Annotated in this window: 15 protein-coding genes and 4 pseudogenes; 10 read left to right on the forward strand and 9 right to left on the reverse strand. The window is 64.7% G+C overall.

The genetic code is table 11. The features are described from left to right. The first annotated feature begins 5 nt into the window (after positions 1-5). The 6 genes and pseudogenes from ACLP9N_RS11920 to ACLP9N_RS11945 all read left to right on the forward strand — a co-directional run bounded on the left by ACLP9N_RS11920 (position 6) and on the right by ACLP9N_RS11945 (position 7122). Positions 6-974, forward strand: a complete 969-nt coding sequence (locus ACLP9N_RS11920; protein ID WP_442407599.1) for an enoyl-CoA hydratase/isomerase family protein — start codon at positions 6-8, stop codon at positions 972-974. A 19-nt stretch (positions 975-993) separates the two neighbouring features. Next, positions 994-3375, forward strand: coding sequence for a CoA transferase (locus tag ACLP9N_RS11925; protein WP_442407600.1), 2382 nt, complete (start codon positions 994-996; stop codon positions 3373-3375). Next, positions 3372-4136 (forward strand): SDR family NAD(P)-dependent oxidoreductase, encoded by a 765-nt coding sequence (locus ACLP9N_RS11930; protein ID WP_442407601.1) that lies wholly within the window; start codon positions 3372-3374, stop codon positions 4134-4136. Before ACLP9N_RS11925 ends, ACLP9N_RS11930 begins: the two co-directional genes overlap by 4 nt. Before the next feature lie 33 nt (positions 4137-4169). Next, positions 4170-5447, forward strand: a pseudogene (locus ACLP9N_RS11935) (hypothetical protein). A gap of 85 nt (positions 5448-5532) precedes the next feature. After that, positions 5533-6891 (forward strand): HNH endonuclease signature motif containing protein, encoded by a 1359-nt coding sequence (locus tag ACLP9N_RS11940; protein WP_442407602.1) that lies wholly within the window; start codon positions 5533-5535, stop codon positions 6889-6891. A 3-nt stretch (positions 6892-6894) separates the two neighbouring features. Further along, positions 6895-7122, forward strand: coding sequence for an FAD-binding protein (locus ACLP9N_RS11945; protein ID WP_442407643.1), 228 nt, complete (start codon positions 6895-6897; stop codon positions 7120-7122). A gap of 4 nt (positions 7123-7126) precedes the next feature. On the opposite strand, the gene ACLP9N_RS11950 is transcribed toward ACLP9N_RS11945, so the two are convergent. The 5 genes and pseudogenes from ACLP9N_RS11950 to ACLP9N_RS11970 form a co-directional block, all read right to left on the reverse strand. Beyond that, entirely contained in the window at positions 7127-8182 is a 1056-nt protein-coding gene (locus ACLP9N_RS11950) for a M24 family metallopeptidase (RefSeq protein WP_442407644.1), read from the reverse strand. Positions 8183-8240: 58 nt separating this feature from the next. Then, positions 8241-9476 carry a M24 family metallopeptidase gene (locus ACLP9N_RS11955; RefSeq protein ID WP_442407603.1) on the reverse strand — a complete coding sequence of 412 codons (1236 nt, stop codon included), beginning with the start codon at positions 9474-9476 and terminating at the stop codon, positions 8241-8243. Continuing rightward, the gene (locus tag ACLP9N_RS11960) at positions 9477-10631 is read right to left on the reverse strand and encodes an amidohydrolase family protein (protein ID WP_442407645.1); all 1155 of its coding nucleotides are present in this window, start codon (positions 10629-10631) and stop codon (positions 9477-9479) included. It abuts the gene before it with no gap. A 423-nt stretch (positions 10632-11054) separates the two neighbouring features. Continuing rightward, a pseudogene (locus ACLP9N_RS11965) lies at positions 11055-11399 on the reverse strand (SDR family oxidoreductase); the annotation flags it as partial. Beyond that, positions 11282-11587, reverse strand: a complete 306-nt coding sequence (locus ACLP9N_RS11970) for an SDR family NAD(P)-dependent oxidoreductase (protein WP_442407604.1) — start codon at positions 11585-11587, stop codon at positions 11282-11284. The pseudogene ACLP9N_RS11965 and the gene ACLP9N_RS11970, both read right to left, overlap by 118 nt. A gap of 11 nt (positions 11588-11598) precedes the next feature. On the opposite strand from ACLP9N_RS11970, the gene ACLP9N_RS11975 reads away from it, so the two are divergent. Then, positions 11599-12075, forward strand: a complete 477-nt coding sequence (locus ACLP9N_RS11975) for a nitroreductase family deazaflavin-dependent oxidoreductase (RefSeq protein ID WP_442407605.1) — start codon at positions 11599-11601, stop codon at positions 12073-12075. A gap of 58 nt (positions 12076-12133) precedes the next feature. Here the strand turns inward: ACLP9N_RS11975 and ACLP9N_RS11980 are convergent, their stop codons facing one another. From ACLP9N_RS11980 to ACLP9N_RS11990, 3 genes are all read right to left on the reverse strand, one after another. Further along, positions 12134-12952 (reverse strand): DUF4344 domain-containing metallopeptidase, encoded by an 819-nt coding sequence (locus ACLP9N_RS11980; RefSeq protein WP_442407606.1) that lies wholly within the window; start codon positions 12950-12952, stop codon positions 12134-12136. Between the two features lie 225 nt (positions 12953-13177). Continuing rightward, on the reverse strand, positions 13178-14320 hold the full coding sequence (locus ACLP9N_RS11985) for a serine hydrolase domain-containing protein (RefSeq protein ID WP_442407607.1): 1143 nt from the start codon (positions 14318-14320) through the stop codon (positions 13178-13180). Positions 14321-14458: 138 nt separating this feature from the next. Continuing rightward, positions 14459-15061, reverse strand: coding sequence for a hypothetical protein (locus ACLP9N_RS11990; protein ID WP_442407646.1), 603 nt, complete (start codon positions 15059-15061; stop codon positions 14459-14461). Between the two features lie 300 nt (positions 15062-15361). Between ACLP9N_RS11990 and ACLP9N_RS11995 the strand changes: the two genes are divergently transcribed. Both ACLP9N_RS11995 and ACLP9N_RS12000 read left to right on the forward strand, forming a co-directional pair. Beyond that, complete coding sequence (locus tag ACLP9N_RS11995; RefSeq protein ID WP_442407608.1) at positions 15362-16243, forward strand: SDR family NAD(P)-dependent oxidoreductase; 882 nt, start codon at positions 15362-15364, stop codon at positions 16241-16243. Positions 16244-16359: 116 nt separating this feature from the next. Next, positions 16360-16997: pseudogene (locus ACLP9N_RS12000) on the forward strand (FAD-dependent monooxygenase); the annotation flags it as partial. Here the strand turns inward: ACLP9N_RS12000 and ACLP9N_RS12005 are convergent. Then, positions 16991-17544, reverse strand: a pseudogene (locus tag ACLP9N_RS12005) (ABC transporter ATP-binding protein); the annotation flags it as partial. The pseudogenes ACLP9N_RS12000 and ACLP9N_RS12005 overlap by 7 nt on opposite strands. Before the next feature lie 261 nt (positions 17545-17805). Between ACLP9N_RS12005 and ACLP9N_RS12010 the strand changes: the two are divergent. Next, positions 17806-18510 carry a cutinase family protein gene (locus ACLP9N_RS12010; protein WP_442407647.1) on the forward strand — a complete coding sequence of 235 codons (705 nt, stop codon included), beginning with the start codon at positions 17806-17808 and terminating at the stop codon, positions 18508-18510. Positions 18511-18535 lie beyond the last annotated feature (25 nt).

Consider the following 18535-nt stretch of genomic DNA (forward strand, 5'->3'; position numbering starts at 1 on the left):
GAGCCATGCCGGAATACGACTACGAGAAGTTGAAGAAAGAAGCCGAGCAGTACATCAAGTTCGAAAAGGACAAGAAGAACAAGATCGCCTACATCACCTTCGATCGTCCCGAGGCGCAGAACTCCACCACGTTGGGAATGCGGCAGAACTATGCCGATCTGATCCACAAGTGCAACGTGGACGACGACGTCAAGGTCGTCGTGATCCGCGGCGAGGGCCAAGATTTCGGTAGTGGCGGAGACCTGCCTGAGCAGCGCCCGATGCTGGAGAATCCGGGCTTGCCGCTGCTTCACGAGCTCGCGATCAACGACGACGACGTCAAGTACCCGCCGGGCGGCTCCTACCGTTACCTGTCCACGGTCACCGACTTCTACGCCAAGGCCCGCGCGGGAAACCGCCCCCTGCAAGAACTTCGGAAGATCAGCATTATCGAGGCCAAGGGCTACTGCTACGGCTGGCACTTCTACCAGGCCGGCGACGCCGACCTGGTGGTCTCCTCTGATGACGCGCTTTTCGGCCACCCTGCCTTCCGTTACGTGGGCTGGGGACCTCGGCTGTGGTGGTGGGCGGAGACGATGGGCCTGCGGAAGTTCTCCGAAATGCTTTTCACCGGGCGGCCGTTCAGCGCCAAGGAGATGTACGACTGCGGCTTCGTGAACAGCGTGGTGCCCCGCGACAAGTTGGAGGAAGAGACGCAGAAGTACGCGCTGGCGTGTTCCCGGTGCCGTCCGACCGACACCGTCGCGGTGCAGAAGACCTTTCTGGAGCTCTACAAGCAGCACAAGGGCGAGTACTTCGGCAGCCTGCTCACCGGCATGGTCGAGGGCATGCTGCCGATGATCAAGAACGACGCGCAAGAGGTCGACCTCACCGAGGGCACCTTCGAAAAGGGACTCAGCAACGTCGTCAAGGACAACGACTTGAACTTCCCGCCGGAGTGGCGCCTGAGCCGCTCGGGACGAAGCAAGCCCTGACCGCTTGGGGAGGGTGGGTATGTCGGCGCTGACCGGTATCAGGGTCGTCGAACTGGCCGGGTCGGTCGCAGGGGAGTACTGCGGGAAGCTGCTGGCCGACTTCGGGGCCGATGTGATCAAGATCGAGGCGCCCGGGTGCGGTAGCCCCACCCGGGCGATGGCGCCCATCCTCGGTGACGATCTCAGTTCCCAAGGATGCGAAAACAGCGCACTGTTCGCCTACCTCAACACGAACAAGCAGTCCGTGGTTCTCGGCGGCGCCGCCGCAGAACGCTTGGACGAGATCATCGGCACCGCCGACGCTGTCATCGACGACGGGACCTCTTGGGTCACGGCCGGCGCCGCGCGGCACCCGGGTGTGGTGTTTTGTTCGATCACCCCGTTCGGCCAACTGGCCGATGCCGAGTTCGGCAACGCCAAGAGCATCAACGTGTTTCACGCCAGTGGATGGGGGTTTCACACGCCCAGCCACGCCGACCCCGCCGATCCGCCGTTGCAGGGTCCGGGCCGATTCCTCGCCGACTACGAAGCCGGACTGGAGGCGGCGCTGTGCGTCGCCTCCTCGCTGTTCAGGCGCCTGCACACCGGCCAGGGCGACGTCATCGACGTGTCGCAACACGCCGTGCTCGTTTCGCGCTCCGATTGCATCGTGGGCCGGTTCATCACGGGCGAGGTGCCGGCCGAGGGTGAACGCAGCGATTTCGACCAGCAGGGCCCGGCCTCGTTTTTCGCCTGCGCCGAAGGCTTCGTCTACCTCTACATGACCAGCCGCGCGCATTGGCTGGGCGTCGAGGCCCTCATGGGGCATCCGCAGTGGCTCGACGACTTCGACGACGACTGGCTGGAGTTCTCCGTCACGCAGGAAAAGGTCGCTACGTTCCAGCAGGGGTTCGCGGCGTGGGTCAAGGGCTTAGCCAAAGAGGCTGCGGCCGAACAAGCTCAGCGGCTCGGCGTGCCGCTGGTCCCCGTCAATGACGCCGCGGATCTGCACGAATCGGCGCAGTATCGTCATCGCGGCTTCTTCCAGGATGTGCACCACCCCGTGCTGGGTACCGCGGCCTATCCCACCGTCCCGTACTCGCTCAGCGCATCACCGGCTGAAATCACCTCTGCTGCACCGGTTCTCGGGCAGCACATCGCACCGATCCTGCACCGGCTTGACACCCCACGCGTGGCCGCGACCGTCAAGTCTGCCCAACTGAAGTCGTCCAATAATCCACGCGGAGGACCGCTGCAAGGGGTACGCGTCGTGGAGCTGACCAAGGTGTGGGCCGGTCCCTACGCGGGCAAGCTGCTGGCGCTGCTCGGCGCTGAAGTGATCAAAGTCGAAACCGCTTCTCACCCCGAGGAGATGCGCGCCTACGGCGGCACCGATATCAACCACGCGCCCTTCTTTCTGAGCATCAACCCCGAGATCCTCAGTGTCGACCTCGACATCAAGTCATCCGAGGGCATGACGCGGCTGCGTGAGCTGATCGCCCGCAGCGACATCGTGATCAACAACCTGCGCCCGGGAGCGATGGAACGTCAGGGCCTGAGGTACGAGCAGCTCACAGAGATCAAGCCAGACATCATCTCGGTGTCGATCAAGATGTGGGGCAACGACGGTCCACTGGGGCACCAAACCGGCTACGCGCCGTGTTTCGCCGCCCTGGCCGGCCTCGCTTCCCTGGTCGGCTATCCCGATGGGCCTCCGCTGGGGGCGAGCATGCGCTACGGGGACTCCACCGTCGGCGCAGCGGCAGCGTACGCCGCCATGATGGCATTGCTGCATCGAGAGCTCAGCGGTGAAGGCCAATTCGTCGACGTATCGGCCGTCGAAACCCTGTCGACGATGATCGGGGACTGCCTGCTCGAGCAGAGCCTCACCGGAAAACGCCTGGGGCCCAGCGGAAACAACCATCCCGACATGTGCCCGCACGGTTGCTACCCCTGCGCGGATGGATCCTGGATCACCGTGGCCGTGTCCGACGATTCCGAATGGCAGCGGTTGTGCGACGTGCTCAATGCCTCAACGCTTTTCGCTGACCCGCGCTACGTCACAGTGGGCGAGCGGCACAACCAGGCCGCGGCGCTCGATGCCGACCTCGCGGCACTCACCCGAAACCATGATGCCGAGCAACTCGCGCACCGCCTGCGGGCGGCGGGCGTCCCGGCCACCAAGAGCGCCACGTCAGTCGATGTCATCGGCGATCAACGACTCTGGGACCGCGAGTTGTACCGCTTCGTCACCGATCACCACGAGGGTCAGCGCCCGATACTGGGAGCGTCATGGCGGATGGCGCACGCCCCAACGCACATCGCGCGGGGCGCCCCCGACCTCGGTGAGGACAACGACTATCTTTACCAAGTGCTTCGCGAGCCTCTGCGCGCCGGGACGCCAACGGGAGGCCGGACATGACTCAGACGCTGGCGAACACCGCCGCACTTGTGACCGGTGCCAGCAGCGGTATCGGCGCAGCCACGGCGAAGGCGTTGGCCGCCCAAGGCGCTGCGGTGGCACTGCTGGCCCGCCGGGCTGATCGCCTGGCTGAGGTGAAAACCGAGATCGAATCCGCCGGGGGCACAGCACTGCTGGTGCCCGCCGACTTGACCGACGCCGAGCAAGTATCAACAGCGGTGCAGCGCGTCGTCGCCGAGTTGGGACGCCTCGACACGTTGGTCAACAACGCCGGCACGATGCAAATGGGTACCGCTGCCGAGGCTTCCCTGCAGGACTGGGATGACATGGTGGCGGTCAACGTGCAGGGTGTCCTCTACGCGACCAGAGCCGCACTTCCGCATTTGATCGACGCGGCCGCCGACTCACCCCGCGGGGTGGCCGACGTAGTCACAATCAGCTCCACCGCTGGCTGGGTGGCCCGGCCCGGCACCGCGGTGTACGCACTGACCAAGTTTGGTGTCAACGCCTTCAGCGAGGGCATCCGTCAAGAGCTCATTGGCAAGCGGGTTCGGGTCGGTGTCGTGGGTCCCGGGACCGTCGACACAGAGATCTTCACCCATTTGGCCGAGTCGTCGCGGGAGACGTTCGAGCGCCAGACGGCCGGCATGGTCAAGTTGCGGTCGGAAGACATCGCCGACGCGGTGCTTTTCATGGTGACGCGTGACCGTCGGGTGGCGGTCAACCACATGCTGGTACGCGCGGCCGAACAGACGTGGTGATTCAGAACAGTGCACAGTGAGACTCACCGCTGGGTGACCGGTGACCAGTTCGGTATGCCGTTTCCCGCCGACGCCGCGGCGTTGCGCAACGGCGGGGCACGATTTCTCACCGACGCATTCCGGGCGGGAGGCGCGCTCGACGGTAACAGCGTCACGCGCATTACCGGGTTGTGTGAGGTCGCCGGCGGCAGCACGGGACGCAAAGTCGTGCTGTCGGTCGAATACGACGAGGCTGAGCCGGGCCTGCGCACCGAGTTGTTCGTCAAGTTCTCACGCGACTTCGACAACCCGATACGCGACCGCGGAAAGACGCAAATGGAGCCCGAGGTGCGGTTCGCGTCGCTGTCGCGGGCAGCCGGGTTTCCCATCTCGGTACCCAGGGCGCTGTTCGGCGACTACCACCGGAAGACCGGCACAGGAATATTGATCAGCGAGCGAATCCAGTTCAGCAGCAATGGAATCGAACGTCAATATCACAAGTGCCTCGACTATGAGATGCCCGAGTCGCTTGAGCACTATCGCGCGCTGCTTGCCGCCGTCGCGCGCTTGGCCGACACGGCACCCACCGAGCCGGGCGCCTGCCGGCCGACCTGACCGCACATTTTCCGCTCGACGTGCAGGCCGCGACAGTCGGCAACCGCACACCACTCAGCACGGACGAACTGGACCGGCGGTTGGCTCAGCTGGCCGAGTTCGCCGAAACCCATCCCGGACTGCTGCCCGCCAACGTTGCTTCACCAGAGTTCTTGTCGCTTCCGCACGCGGACGCGCCGCGGATCGCAGCACACGAGCACTTCGTTGCGCGCCAACTGGCGGCCGACACCGACTATGTCGCACTGTGCCATTGGAACGCCAACGTCGACAATGCCTGGTTTTGGCGCGATACCGACGGCCTGCACTGTGGCTTGATGGACTGGGGGTGCGTCAGCCAGATGAATTTGGGCATGGCCCTGTGGGGAGCCATGTCGGGTGCGGAAACCTCGATGTAGGACGGGCATCTCGACGAACTGCTGGACGTGTTCGTCACCGAAGTCCGTCGCTGTGGCGGTCCGGCTCTCGACCCGGACCGATTGCGCCGGCACACCCTGCTCTACGCGGCGGTGATAGGCGTGGCCTGGCTACTGGATGTACCGGCGCTGATACGCAAGCGATTTTGGTGCTTCAACCCCTGGCGATCGCACGGACCCGTGCATCAAGAATGACGAAAGCGTGCGTGCGCCGCTGCAGATGTTGTCGAATCTGCTGAACCTGTGGGAACGCCATCGCATCGGCGACCTGCTTGATGCGGCTCTTGTGGAAGGCGCCTGCTAGGGATTCTATAATCCCTTGTGCCACATTGGTTTCAGCAGTCACATACGGGCGATTTGTGTCGGTGGGCCTTCGTAAAATTTGACGCATGGGTTCGAGTAGTCGCGAAGAGATCGTCGAGGTCTTCAACTCGCTCGACGCCGACCTGGACCGCTTGTGTGAGTTGTCTTTTGACGTTCTCACCACCCCAGAACTGCTGCGGGCACTCGAGCGTCTCGAACGCGTCGCACGCCGGTCACGCGCACCGCAGCACAGCATCATCAACCAGCTCGGCGCACTAGCCAGCGAGCAAGAACTCGGCGGCACACTGCGCTCGGCGCTGGCCGACCGGTTACGTATCACCAAGGCCGACGCCAGTCGGCGCATCGACGACGCCGAGGACTTAGGACAGCGGCGCGCCTTGACCGGTGAACCACTGGCGCCGCAGCTGAGCGGGACTGCCGCCGCCCAGCACCAGGGACTGATCGGCGAGGCACACGTGCGGGTGATCCGCAGCTTTTTCGCCCACCTGCCCGCCGAGGTGGACCTGGGTACCCGGGAAGCCGCCGAAGTCGACCTGGCCGGTAAGGCCGGCGGGTATCGCCCCGATGAGTTGGCCAAGTACGCCCAACGGATCATGGACTGGCTCAACCCCGATGGGGAATTCAGCGACCAGGAGCGGGCGCGCAAGCGCGGCATCATGCTGGGCAAGCAGGAATTCGACGGGATGTCACGCCTCAGCGGGCTGGTGACCCCGGAGCTGCGGGCCGCCATCGAGGCCATGCTCGCCAAACTGGCCGCCCCCGGGGTGTGCAACCCCGAAGATGAGACCCCCGTGGTCGATGCGACACCCGATGAGGACGCGGTGCGCCGCGATCACCGATCCGAAGCCCAGCGCAACCATGACGGATTGCTCGCCGGAATACGCGGCGTGTTCGCCTCGGGCGAGCTGAGTCAACACAACGGCCTACCCGTGTCCATCGTGGTGACCACGACGCTTCAGGACCTAGAGTCCGCCGCCGGCAAAGCTCTGACCGGCGGGGGCACCCTGGTACCCATGTCGGATGTAATCCGCTGGGCCAGCCACGCCCACCATTATTTGGCGATCTTCGATCATGGCAAAGCCCTGGCGCTGTATCACACCAAGCGCCTGGCCTCTCCCGCCCAACGAATCATGCTCTACGCCAAGGACCGCGGTTGCACCAAGCCCGGCTGCGACGCACCCGCCTACCACAGCCAGGTCCACCACGTCCAAGGCTGGAAGGCCACCCACCGCACCCACATCAACGACCTGACCCTGGCCTGCGGACCGGATAACCGGCTCGTCGAAAAAGGCGGATTCATCACCCGCAAAAACGCCAACGGCGACACCGAATGGTTACCGCCGGCGCACCTGGACCGCGGCCAACCCAGAACCAACAGCTTCCATCACCCCGAGAAACTCCTGGCACCCGACGACGACCCGTAGCTGCTGACGTCAGAACAGCACAGAAGTTGCTTAGGCTTACGTTTACCGGGCCCCTTGTCGGTGCAGGCGCGCCTCGACGGAGAGCCCATCGGTGGGCTTTATGCGGCTGGCGAGGTCGCCGGTTTCGGCGGCGGCGGCGTACATGGTTACAACGCCCTGGAAGGAACCTTCCTCGGCGGCTGCATATTCTCCGGCCGCACCGCCGGCCGCGCTATCGCCGACGTACTCTGATGCCTCAGTTCTCCGGCCAGGACGGGCTGTGCGTCAGCACTTCCGCGCCGGAGGCGGTGACGTGGACGGTGTCCCGGCGAAATACGGCGCCGACGCCTTCTTGCCACACGTAGCCCGTGATGGCCAGCACCATCCCGGCATCGAGACGGTCGTCTTCGGCTGCGGCCGAAAGCGTCTCGGACACGACGGGCGGGTCGAAGCCCAGCCCCAGTCCGTGCGCGATCGGCATCGGCGGAATCGGCTCACCGGCCGCTTCATACGCCGCGAGCAGCTCGCGGGTGGATGCGCCAGGGCGGCAGGCGTCAATGAGCTTGTCGTACAGCGTGTTCGAACGCTGGCGCAGTTGGCGAGCCTCGGCCGTGACCGTTCCGGTCGGCCAGGTCCGGCCCACCTCGCCGACGTAACCGCCGGCCAAGGCGCCGGCGGCGAATGCGACCAGGTCGCCATCTCGCACTGTGCCGTTCGGTTGTGCGCGCTGCCAAGGATGTTCGCGCGAGGTCACCCACGCGGCGTCCTGAGTAGCGGGCGTGCTCACCCCGCCGGCGGCCATCGCCTCCAGTACCGCCCCAGCGAGCTTCTGCTCGGGTAACCCCGTCCGCAATTCCGCCACCCCGGCGGCGAGGCCGCCTTCAGCGATGCGAATGGCCTCGCCCATTGCCGCGATCTCATCAGGTGTCTTGATGCGCCGCGCCGCGCGCATGGCCAGCTCGCCGTCCACGAGCTCGGCCTTGGGGAACGCTTCGGGCAGCAACGCGGCGAAAGTGGGTGTTATCGCGTCGGTTCCGACTCGAAGCGCCGTCTCGGCACCGTCGATCTTCTTCAAGACGTCGATCAGCGTCATCGGATTCCAGGTCAACCCGTAGAGGTGATCGTGGCCTATTTCCTCGGGGACACCCTCGTCATCGGTGGTGTTGAGGTAGATATCGCCGCTGGCGCGCACCACGACACATACCGGGCCGAAGGGTCGGGTCCCGGCTATCCACAGCTGCGGGGCGCCGGTGACATAGCGGACGTTGGCTTGCCGCCCGAGCACCAGGATGTCGAGGTCGTGTGCCTCCATTTGGGCCAGTGCGCGTTCCCGACGCCCGACCCGCAATTGCAGGGCGTCAGGCGAAACGTCAGTCACCGTAGGGGGAGTAGGGGTAGTCGGTGATCGGCAGGTAGCCGTCTTCGGTAATAACCACGATCTCCTCACTGCGATAGCCACCAGTGCCGTCCTGCCACACCACCGGTTCCAAGACCAGGACCATACCGGGTGGGAAGACGAAGTTGTCGTCGAAGTCTTCGCCCAGATCGGTTCCGATCATGGGGGTTTCGGCGGGGTAAGTGCCAATGCCGTGGCCGAGGTAGAAGTGCGGCAGCCACGGTTTGCGACCGCGGTTGGCGGCTATCGCCGCCCGGGCCAGGTCCCCTGAGGTAGCGCCGGCCTTGGTCACCGCGAGCACTGCGTCCAAGATGGCTTGCCACTGCCGGAACTGGTCCTGCTGCGCAGCGGTGGGTTGTTCGCCGACTAGCCAGGTGCGGCCGAAATCCGAGCAGTAGCCGGCGTAGCTGAAGCTGATGTCGGTCCAGAGCACGTCGCCGGCTGACAGTTCACGATCGGTGGGCAGCAGCGGCAGCGCCAGATCGCCGTGGGTGGTCCAAACGCCGGCCTCCCGGGAAGCCGGCATTACCTGCCAGATGGCCTCCAGCATGTTGGCGGTGGCGCCCAACTCGAATGCGCGGCGCACCAGTAGGGCCGAAAGGTCAATCTGCCGCACCCCGGGTGCCAGCGCCTTCTGCACATCCGCCATGGCCTGCTCGGTGATCCGGGCCGCCTGGCGAAGGCACGAAACCTCATCGCGGGTCTTGATCAGCTGCGCGGCGCCGACCACTATCGCCGCCTCCTGCGGCGGGCCCGACGGAAACAGGGTGGGCCCTGACCGACGCATCGCGCCGGTCAGCTCGTCGACGGCGATCGTAGCGCCCGGCGGGACCAACTCGGCGAGTACGCGCGCAAAGTGCGCTACCCCGTGGTCGAATTCGAGATAAACCGGGCCATGCAGATGGTCATGCGGGACCGGTGGCTCCAATGAGGCCCCACTTCGAAAAGGCAGGAACAGATGCGGATGTTCGTCGTCGGCCAGCACGATCGCCACCGGGCGTTCCACGTGCGACAGGCCGGCGTCCAGCAGCGGCCAGCTAACCCCGGTTGCGTATTGGACGTGGCCGTTCATCAAGAGGATCAGTGCATCGACGCCGTGGTCGACCATCGCCGACCGGAGTCGTGCGCCGGTCTCTGAACGCATGCGTGCCCAGTCGGGCTCGTCGGGAATCTCGAAAACCGAGCCGCGGGCGGTGAGTGAGTTCGCCATCTAGATACCTAGGAAGTTTCTGATGTTGCCGCCGACGACACGGACGGCGTCTTCGGGGCCGACGGCCTCCACCACCGCGGCCAGCGACCGCTCCGAATACCCGAAAGTGCTTTCGTTGTGCGGATAGTCGGATGACCACATCACCTTGTCGATTCCGATCTCGTCGATCTGTTTCAGGCCCAGGCCGTCGACCATGAACGAGGCGCACATGTGGGTGTCCCAGTAGTGGCGGGGGTCGTGTTCGGGCTGGTGTTTGAGCATGTGCTGGTATGACGCCAGCACGTGTTCGGCGTCCTGCAGGGCCGGGAGCACCCACGCGATCCCGCCTTCGAACCAGCCGACACGCAGGCTGGGATGCCGGTCCAGGATGCCGCCGAAGATGTACTTGGAGAACATCTCCCGGAATGAGTCGATGTTGACCATCATGGCGACCGCGACGCTGTTGACCTCGCTCGGGCACTTCGGCTGGCTTTCGCCGATGTGGTGGCTGACCGGTAGGCCGGCCTCTTCGATCTCGTCCCACACCGCGCTCATCTCCGTGCTCGAGTAGTCGATGACGTGCCCGTGGTCGTCATTGCCCGGACTTATCGGCATCAGAAACGTCTTGAGCCGCAGCGACTTCAGCTCCGAGAGGGTACGGCGAGCGCCACGCGGGTCCCACCAGTTGATCAAACCGACGCCGTAGCAGTGCCCGTTGGAGCGTTCCTGGACATCGGCGATGTGTTCGTTGTAGATGCGGAAAATCCGTTCGCGCAAGTCCTTGTCGGGATAGTGGAACAGCGCGAGGACCGCGTTGGGGAACGCCAGTTCCTTGTCGACGCCGTCCCCGGCGAGTTCACGGATGCGGGCGTCGATGTTGTTGGTGGCCGCGCCGGCGAGATCGTCGTATTGCATGAGCACGGCGCTGAAATCGCCGACCACCATTGAATTCCCCGGGGGGCCGAGCAAGTACGCGCCGTCCTCGTACCAGATCCGCGGCGCGCGGTCTTTGAGGTCGTCGGGGAAGTGCTGATAGAAGATGTCGTCTGCCACCGAGATATGGTTGTCGGCCGAGAAGACCTCGGTCCCGGCGGGCAGGCCGGTGTCGAATTCGGTTGCCCGACCGTGCCGGTGCTTGGGTGCCCCGATCGGGCCGGCCGGGTCGAGACTTGTCATGATCGTTCCTTCGGGTGCCTCTGATGTGAAAGCGACAGCACTCCAAGCTGTTCGAGGTCGACGAGGTACTTGTCGATCAGCTGCTCTGACAGGTGGGGGATTGTACGTCCGGACATTTCGACCGCCGCCCGGAACCCGTTCACCGGGTACCGGTGAGCCGGCGACGGCGGGCATGGGTTGGCGGTACACGTCCAACACTGTAAGCACCGACTGGGAACGCTCTCGTTCGGGTAGTGCGCGCATCGCCGTCTCGAACCGGCTCAGCCAGTCCGAGTAGTCCTCGATCCGTTCGATGGAATAGCCCGCGGCGATGATCCAGTCCACGAAAGTGTCCAGGGAGATGCCGTCGTCGTGCGGGTTGATGGTGTTGTAGGTGTCAAAGCTGCTGCCGTGCTGCGGGCCTATCGCCGCGATCGCATCGGCGAGGAAGTCGACCGGCAGGCCCTCGTAGTGCGGGCCCCGACCTTTGGGGCCCGCGGCCCCTGCACGGTAGAACGACCGCGGGGCGATACCGCTGGCAACCAGACTGAACAACAGCCGGGTAAAGATATCGGGCACGTTGAGCTGCCCCGCGTAGCGGCTGTCGGCGAGGATCATGCCGGGCCGGAAGACCGCGAGGGGCAGTCCGCACAGATCGTGGGCCTCGCGCATCAACACCTCGCCGGCCCACTTGCTGATCCCGTAACCGTTGGCATCGCCGTCATTGACCACGCAGGCGGGCACCGCCCTGCGGATATCAGTGTCCTCATCGACGAGCTGATGCGCCACCGCGCCACCGAAGCGCCCCGTTGGTGCAGCGTTTCGACGGTCGCTTGCCCGATACCGGATGCTCCGCCGGTAACGATCGCTACCTTGCCCTCGAACTCGTCGTGTTCCATCACGCGCACTCTACATCTGTAGAGTGGTGGCGAGAACTGGGTGGAAATCGACATGGCACGGCGATGTTCGAAAGCCATACGCTCATCGCATGAATCCGCTCCAGCGAGTGGCGCGAAATCCGATTACGTACCGGTGGCTGGTGTTGCCCGCCCGACCGATCGCCGAGCTTCTCGAGTCTTTTCTCCGGTTCGTGACGGCTGGGCGAATCGGCGTTCTGGACCTCGCCGGCCTACCCTGCGTGCGGATCACCACGAAAGGCCGCAAAACGGGTCTTGCCCGCACGACAACCGTGCAATACGTACCGGTCGACGACGGGTTGGTGCTGGTTGGCTCCAACTGGGGCCGGCGGCACCACCCGGCGTGGTCGGCGAACCTTCAAGCGGCAGAACGGGTCACCGTCCGCGGCCACCGCGAATTTTTCACCGCAACGCCGCGGCTGCTCACCGGAGAAGAACGCGACACGGCGTGGGCCACGGTCGTGGCGCACTGGCCGAACTATCAGATCGCTCAACATCGCGCCGGCGCACGCCAATTCCGGCTGTTTCTTCTCACGCCGACCGAGTGACGGTTCGCGACGCATCAACTGGTGCACTCACGCTTCGACGAATCTTGCGTAGCGCAGCCTAGCTGGGCTTTCTTAAGTGCGGCCCCAACAGCTGCTGCCAACCTCTGGACATGTTCTCAAACTCGCCTTCGCAGTTGCCGGCTCGGTCCTCCGGCAGGCCTCCGGATGTGACAATGCTGCCGTTGGCCGCCGGGTCTGAGCCGTAGATCCAGCATTCCCAGTTGTACATCCGCTGTATGTCCATTGGGTGCCCGTCCCAAAACGGGAGCTCGCTGGCGTCCCCGGCCTCCTTTGCGCTCAGCTTCCAGTCTTGCGCGGTGTTCGTCGCGATTGGGACACCGTTGGGATAGGGCTTCCCAACGGCACCGGGGGTAAGGAGCATGAAGGCTGACAGCTGGTCGGCCACATCTTCCTCACGCCCGGTGAACGCGAGGTTATAGATGGCCAGCGCGGCGTGACCGAGCTCGTGGTTGAACGCGGAGGTCGCCTCATCGACCGCGGCGGCCGCCGGATCCGGGTTACCGCTACCGGCGAAGTTCTGCTCACTGTGCTGGATGGCCTCGTAGCAGAGTTGCACCTCGCTGACATTCGGATCATAAAAATCGTTGACCGTGTCGCATTGCTTGGCGACGGCGGCCCCCATGTTGGACGGCAGCACCAAGGTGTCCTCGACGTGGCGAGCGAGATCCTCCAAAAGCCGCGCGTTTTGCATCAGTTCGCGCCCGCGTTGCGCCTCCGGGGTGTGGGCGTCTTCATAACGGATTCCACCCTTCCCGACGCGGGCGGCGGTGGGGCCTCGGACGTCTGTGCCGTCTGTGTCGAGGGCCGCGCCGCGGGCACTGTGGTGCCGGCTTGATGGGTGTCGGACCCGCTGCATCCGGCGGTCAGCAATGCAGCACATGCTGCGATGACGGTGGTCGGTCTCTTCACTGCGCCAATTTCCCCCTCGACATAGCCCCCGGTCCCACGAGGATGTCTTCAGACGTCTTCAGATCCGGTGTGCCGGATCAACTGCGTGAGACCTTCGAGAACGGTACGACACTTCGGCCGTCCGGATCAGCGCAACCACCAAGCCTTTTCGGGTAGAAGTAGCGCACTGTGCTCACGCAAGAGCGTCGAAGATCAACGCCGCGTAGGTCGCCGTGCGGTCTGAACCGAGAATCCCGGGCCCCATCTTGTTCATGACGTAGGAGATGGTGGTGCGCCGATCGGGGCACATCAACACCATCGAGCCGCCCCATCCACCCCAGAAGCAAATCCTCTCATCCGGAAGGTAGGGGAGCGCCTCGTTCTTCGCCAGCCCGTATCCGATACCCCAACGCAGCGGCGCGGAGAGGACGAGGTCGATGCCTTTTGTTTGCTCGTCGAAGATCAGCTCGACGGTGTCGGGCTTCAGCAACTGCACTGCACGTGCCTTGCCCCCCAGTGAAATTGCCGACAGTATCGTCGCCAGGGAACGCGCGTTGCCGTGGCCGTTGAGTGCGCCCAACTCGGCCCCGCGCCACGCCGCCGTGTTTGCGGCGTCGGCGTTGGGCGGTGGACCGCTGAAGGTTTTGCGCATCGGGCTGTCTTCGGGAAGCAGCTCGAGCGGCAACTCAAGGGGTGGGGGCGCGATGATCTCGGCGATGCGGTCGTAATCAGCAAGATGGGCGCCGATTTGGAAGTCGGCGCGCAGCGGCCCGGCGATCTCGTCGCGGACAAACTCCTTGAGCGAACGCCCGGTGACGCGCCGCATCACCTCACCGATCAGATGCCCTTGGTTGTGTGCGTGATATCCGGACGCGGTTCCCGGCTCCCACCAAGGCGCCTGGGCGGCCAGGGCCGCCGTGGACTTGTCCCACTCATACATGTCTTCGGTGGTGAACGGCAATTCCCAGCCGGAAACACCCGACGTGTGTGACAGCACATGACGAAACTCGATGTCGTGCTTACCATTTGCCGCGAACTCGGGCCAGTAGGTGGCCACCGGCGCGGTCAGTTCGACCATTCCGCGGTCGACGAGCATCAGTGCGGCCAGGCTGGTGACAGTCTTGGTGGATGACCAGACATTGACGATGGTGTTCTCAGTCCAGGCGTTGGTCCGTGCACCGTCGGTGAATCCGCCCCAGATGTCGACGACGGCCTCGCCATCGATGTCGATGGCAATGCATGCGCCAACCTCTTCACCGTAGACGATGTTGTCCGCCAGCGCCGCGCGGACCTTGTCGAAGCGCGGGTCGCAATGTCCGTGAACTACGTCGTCCATCTGGTTTGCTCCATTCGTTCGCGGTCAACCCGGACCTTTGCGCACGACGGCGCGTGCGTCGGACGAAACCGGGGCGCTGCAGCCGGAATCGGCTGCGTCGCTGTGGGTCCGAGCGGTGATACCACGGCGACCCTGAGGTCAGCCGCCGAGCCCCTTCTTTACGGCCGCGTCTTGCTTCTGGCCGACATCGGTGAGGAAGTCCGGCGGCGGGAGCATGCCGGGCGGGCCATCGAATTGGAGCGTGACGAATGCCCTGCCCTCGGTGAACAACAAGATGGCTATCCCTTTGTTGCCGTCCGGTGTGTTGCCCGAGATAAGCGTTCCGCCGGTGCCGATGTTGTTGGCCGGCTGTGTTTGCGGGTCTTTGATTGAATTACCCTGTCCCGTCTTTGCTGCGTTCAGCGCGTTGGTGGCGGCGGCGGGGTCCGCCAGCACTTGGATGGTGTCGTGAATGACGTGGTTGCTCTCTGGGGTGCTGAAGGTCGTCGCGACACCCGGTTGGCCGTTCGGGTTGTTTATCGGCGGGCTTGCGGTGAAGGTTTCGGGCGCGTTGATATCCGCTGCCTGGATCAACAGCCCGGTGTAGTCGTTCGGCTGTGCTGGCGCTGAGGAAGTCGGGCCCGAGCTGCGCGCGCTCGTGGCCGACGTAGCCGAGCCCGACGTCGTCGTCGATGACGTTTTGCTGCCGCAGCCGGCCACCGAGACCGCCAGCGCCGTCGCGGCGACCACGCCGGCGACCATCGTTTGAGAAATCCTCATCGCACCCATGCTCCTCGCGGTAACGCTCGGGCGACCGGGGAAAGTGACCCAGGCCGAACTTCTTGATCCCGAAACGCACAGTACATCGCTTTCCGGACGCAGCGGTCGGTTGGTTACGGGGTAGGCGGCAGCAACGTCCGGGCGACGGTGGTTCACCTTGTGACGACGGACCCCCCGCCGGTAACGTCCGCTGTGGTTCCGCACGGGAACGCCGAAGACGTCTATCGCATCCGATTTGTTGAGTCCGCCCGCCGCCAACTCACTAGCGCAGGAGGCCGATAAATGAGCCAGAACCTCCTGGCAGGGCGGGGTGTGGTGGTGACCGGAAGCAGCCGCGGCGTCGGTCGCGCAGTCGCCGAGCTGCTCTGTCGCTTGGGTGCCGGCGTGGTGGTCAACGGACGCGACCCCGCTGCTGTAGACGAGGCCGTCGCGGGGATCACTGCGTCGGGAGGGCGAGCCACCGCGGTGGTCGGGGCCGCCGACGACGAGCGTATCGCCGCGGCGCTCATCGAAGAGTGCGTGAATACGTTCGGGCGGTTGGACGTCCTGATCAATTGCGCCGGGATCGCCGAACCTCCCCATGCCTCGATACTTGATATCTCGCCGGCAGAATTCGATCACCTGATCAGTGCCCACCTCGGCACGGCTTTTCACACCTGCCGGGTCGCGGCGCCCGTCATGGCCTCGCAGGGATACGGGTCGATCATCAACACCAGCTCCATTGCGTTCCTCGGCGACTACGGCGGCACCGGCTACCCCGCGGGCAAGGGCGCGGTCAACGGGCTGACGATGGCGATCGCCGCGGAATTGAAGCCGTCCGGGGTGCGGGCCAACGTGGTGTGTCCAGGCGCGAAGACGCGGCTGTCCACCGGTGCCGACTACGAAGAGCAGATCGAGAGCCTTTACCGCCGCGGAATCCTCGACGACATGACCAGGCAGGTCTCACTGGACGCTCCTCCCGCCCCTTTTGCGGCACCGATCTACGCGTATCTGGCCAGCGACCTGGCAAGTGACGTCACGGGTCAAATATTCGTTGCTGCAGGCGGATTCGTCGGCCGCTTCGATCGGCCAACGCCGCGGGTGCTAGCGTACCGCGACCACCATGACGCTGAACCGTGGTCGGTCGAGGACCTGCACGCGATGATCAACGACTCTGCTTCCTGATGAACTGATTTGCGGCCAATTACGTATTCACAAGAGTGAGAGGCCGGCGCGGGTCTGCGCAGTTGTTCGCCGTCGACGGCGTGTCGCCGTTTAGACACGCACGCTCGCGGGACGGTTTGCGAGCGGGCTGCCCGCTTCGGGTTCTTGTAATCGGAGCCGGTGTGAGCGGCATTTCGGCTGCTCGCGGACTGCTGCGGGGCGGACACGACGTCAGCGTCTTCGACCAGCGGTCGGACGTGCAGGCGGGCGGTGGCGCGGTAACCATCTGGTCCAACGGCGAGACGGTTCTTGGCCAGCTCGGCGTCGACATGAACGGAGCGGGTCAACTGCTGTCGAGTGTGCGAGTGATGACCTCGACGGGTCGCCCAATGGCCACCCTGGACGTGGCCGCGATGGTGCAACGGCTGGGCGCACCTGTCCGGATGGTCCCACGGCGTGATCTGCTGGAAGACTGCTGGAAGGCTTCCCGGCTGATCGCATCCGCTGCAACTCCCGCGTGGTCGGCGTCGTCACCACACCCGATGCTGTGCGGGTCGAGTTCCAGGACAGCAGCACGGCCGAAGGAGACGTGTTAATCGGCGCGGACGGCCTGCATTCGGTGGTCCGGGATATCGTCGGCGCGCCGGACGCGGAGCCGACCGGCTGGTGCAGCTGGCAGGGCCTGGTCACGCTTCCCGACCTTCCAGACCTGGCCAACGAGCACGTCGCGGCGATCATCATCGGCGAACGGGGTACTACCGGCCCGCGGCCGGCTTCGTGGGCCACCTCGGCAAGCGGCGTCAAGATCGAAGGGCCAGTTCTCGAATCGAGGTTCCCGGTTGGTTCGTCGGCCAGGATCATCGGTGGGTCCATCATCAATGCGCGGGCCACGGCGACCCGCTGCATTTGGCCGCCGGACAGCTCCGCCGGTCTGTGCTCGGTCCGGTCGCCGAGCCCGACCCGGTCCAGGAGCCGAATCGCATCGGCTTTGGCCTTGCCCAGCCGGACACCGTCGAGCAGCTTGGGGACCGCCACGTTCTCCCACGCCGACAGGGTCGGCACAGGTTGAAAAACTGGAAGATGAATCCGACGCGGTGATGGCGGAACGCTGACTGCTGCTCGTCGCTGAGACGGCCGATCTCCTGGCCGTCGAACATGATCGATCCCGAATCGGGGGAGTCCAATGCGCCGAGCAGATGCAGCAACGTGCTCTTGCCCGCGCCCGACGGCCCGACGATCGCCGCGAACTGCCCGCCTTCCAGCCCCAGGTTGATCTCGTCGAGCGCACGCACTGATTGACCGCCGACCCGGTATTCGCGCATCACGTTGCAAAGTTCGACGGTCAGCAGTTTGTGCCTGGGCCTATCGAGGGTGTCGATTCGTCCGAACATGATCCTCCCGCCAGAGGGCGCATAATCGCGCGCCCAGCGACACCGATATGCGATACACGAGGTAGACTCCGGATCGGTTCGACATCCACTGGTTCTGTGTAGGACGGGCTCGTGAAAGTGCTTCGCAGCGAAAACGACTCACGAGGGCTGCATGAACGGTCCACCCGCCGGTCTGAGGCCGGTTTGAGCCATTTGACAAAGGGGCATCATCGGGGAGTGAACGCAACAGTTCTTAGATTGGGCGGTGCAGCGGTGCTCACCGTGTGGGCACTGGCGACCGCGTCCGTTCCATTTGCATCTGCTGCCCCATCGGTGACCGCCGGGGGGTGCCCCAATGTCGAAGTCGTGTTCGCCCGTGGCACTGGTGAGTCACCTGGCGTGGGCTACTTCGGGCAGGCGTTCGTCGACGCGCTGCGTTCGAAAGTGGGCGGGAAGTCCTTGGGGGTTTATGGGGTCAACTACCCGGCGACCATGGATTTTCCCACCGCTCTGGACGGTATCGATGACGCCGGCAATCACGTCGAGCAGATGGCAGGAAGTTGTCCCAACACCAAACTGGTGCTCGGTGGCTTTTCCCAGGGAGCGGCAGTCATGGGTTTCGTCACCTCGGCGGCCATACCCGATGGAGCACCCGCGGACGCACCCAAACCGATGCCGCCCGACGTCGCCAACCACGTCGCCGCGGTAGCCCTGTTCGGTACGCCGTCGAATGGTTTTATGAACCAGATCGGCGCGCCACCAATCGTGATCGGCCCGCTGTACGTACCTAAGACCACGGAGTTGTGCGCCGCGGGTGACCCGGTGTGCGCCGGCGGTGGGGACTTCGCCGCGCATAACTCGTATGCGGACAACGGGATGGTGGACCAGGCGGCCGCCTTCGCGGCGAGCCACCTGTAGATAAGAGAGCCATTGTGGTTGTGCG

This window comes from Mycobacterium sp. (assembly GCF_052144515.1).
Lineage (GTDB): Bacteria > Actinomycetota > Actinomycetes > Mycobacteriales > Mycobacteriaceae > Mycobacterium.

Coding starts and splice junctions, on each gene's coding strand:
- ACLP9N_RS11950 (WP_442407644.1), bottom strand. CDS start 8,182: ATGGAGGCACACGACCTCGACATCCTGGTGCTCGGGCGGCAAGCCAAC.
- ACLP9N_RS11925 (WP_442407600.1), top strand. CDS start 994: ATGTCGGCGCTGACCGGTATCAGGGTCGTCGAACTGGCCGGGTCGGTC.
- ACLP9N_RS11930 (WP_442407601.1), top strand. CDS start 3,372: ATGACTCAGACGCTGGCGAACACCGCCGCACTTGTGACCGGTGCCAGC.
- ACLP9N_RS11940 (WP_442407602.1), top strand. CDS start 5,533: ATGGGTTCGAGTAGTCGCGAAGAGATCGTCGAGGTCTTCAACTCGCTC.
- ACLP9N_RS11990 (WP_442407646.1), bottom strand. CDS start 15,061: ATGGTCGCCGGCGTGGTCGCCGCGACGGCGCTGGCGGTCTCGGTGGCC.
- ACLP9N_RS11995 (WP_442407608.1), top strand. CDS start 15,362: ATGAGCCAGAACCTCCTGGCAGGGCGGGGTGTGGTGGTGACCGGAAGC.
- ACLP9N_RS11960 (WP_442407645.1), bottom strand. CDS start 10,631: ATGACAAGTCTCGACCCGGCCGGCCCGATCGGGGCACCCAAGCACCGG.
- ACLP9N_RS11920 (WP_442407599.1), top strand. CDS start 6: ATGCCGGAATACGACTACGAGAAGTTGAAGAAAGAAGCCGAGCAGTAC.
- ACLP9N_RS11970 (WP_442407604.1), bottom strand. CDS start 11,587: ATGGCTTTCGAACATCGCCGTGCCATGTCGATTTCCACCCAGTTCTCG.
- ACLP9N_RS11975 (WP_442407605.1), top strand. CDS start 11,599: ATGAATCCGCTCCAGCGAGTGGCGCGAAATCCGATTACGTACCGGTGG.
- ACLP9N_RS11955 (WP_442407603.1), bottom strand. CDS start 9,476: ATGGCGAACTCACTCACCGCCCGCGGCTCGGTTTTCGAGATTCCCGAC.
- ACLP9N_RS11985 (WP_442407607.1), bottom strand. CDS start 14,320: ATGGACGACGTAGTTCACGGACATTGCGACCCGCGCTTCGACAAGGTC.
- ACLP9N_RS11980 (WP_442407606.1), bottom strand. CDS start 12,952: ATGCAGCGGGTCCGACACCCATCAAGCCGGCACCACAGTGCCCGCGGC.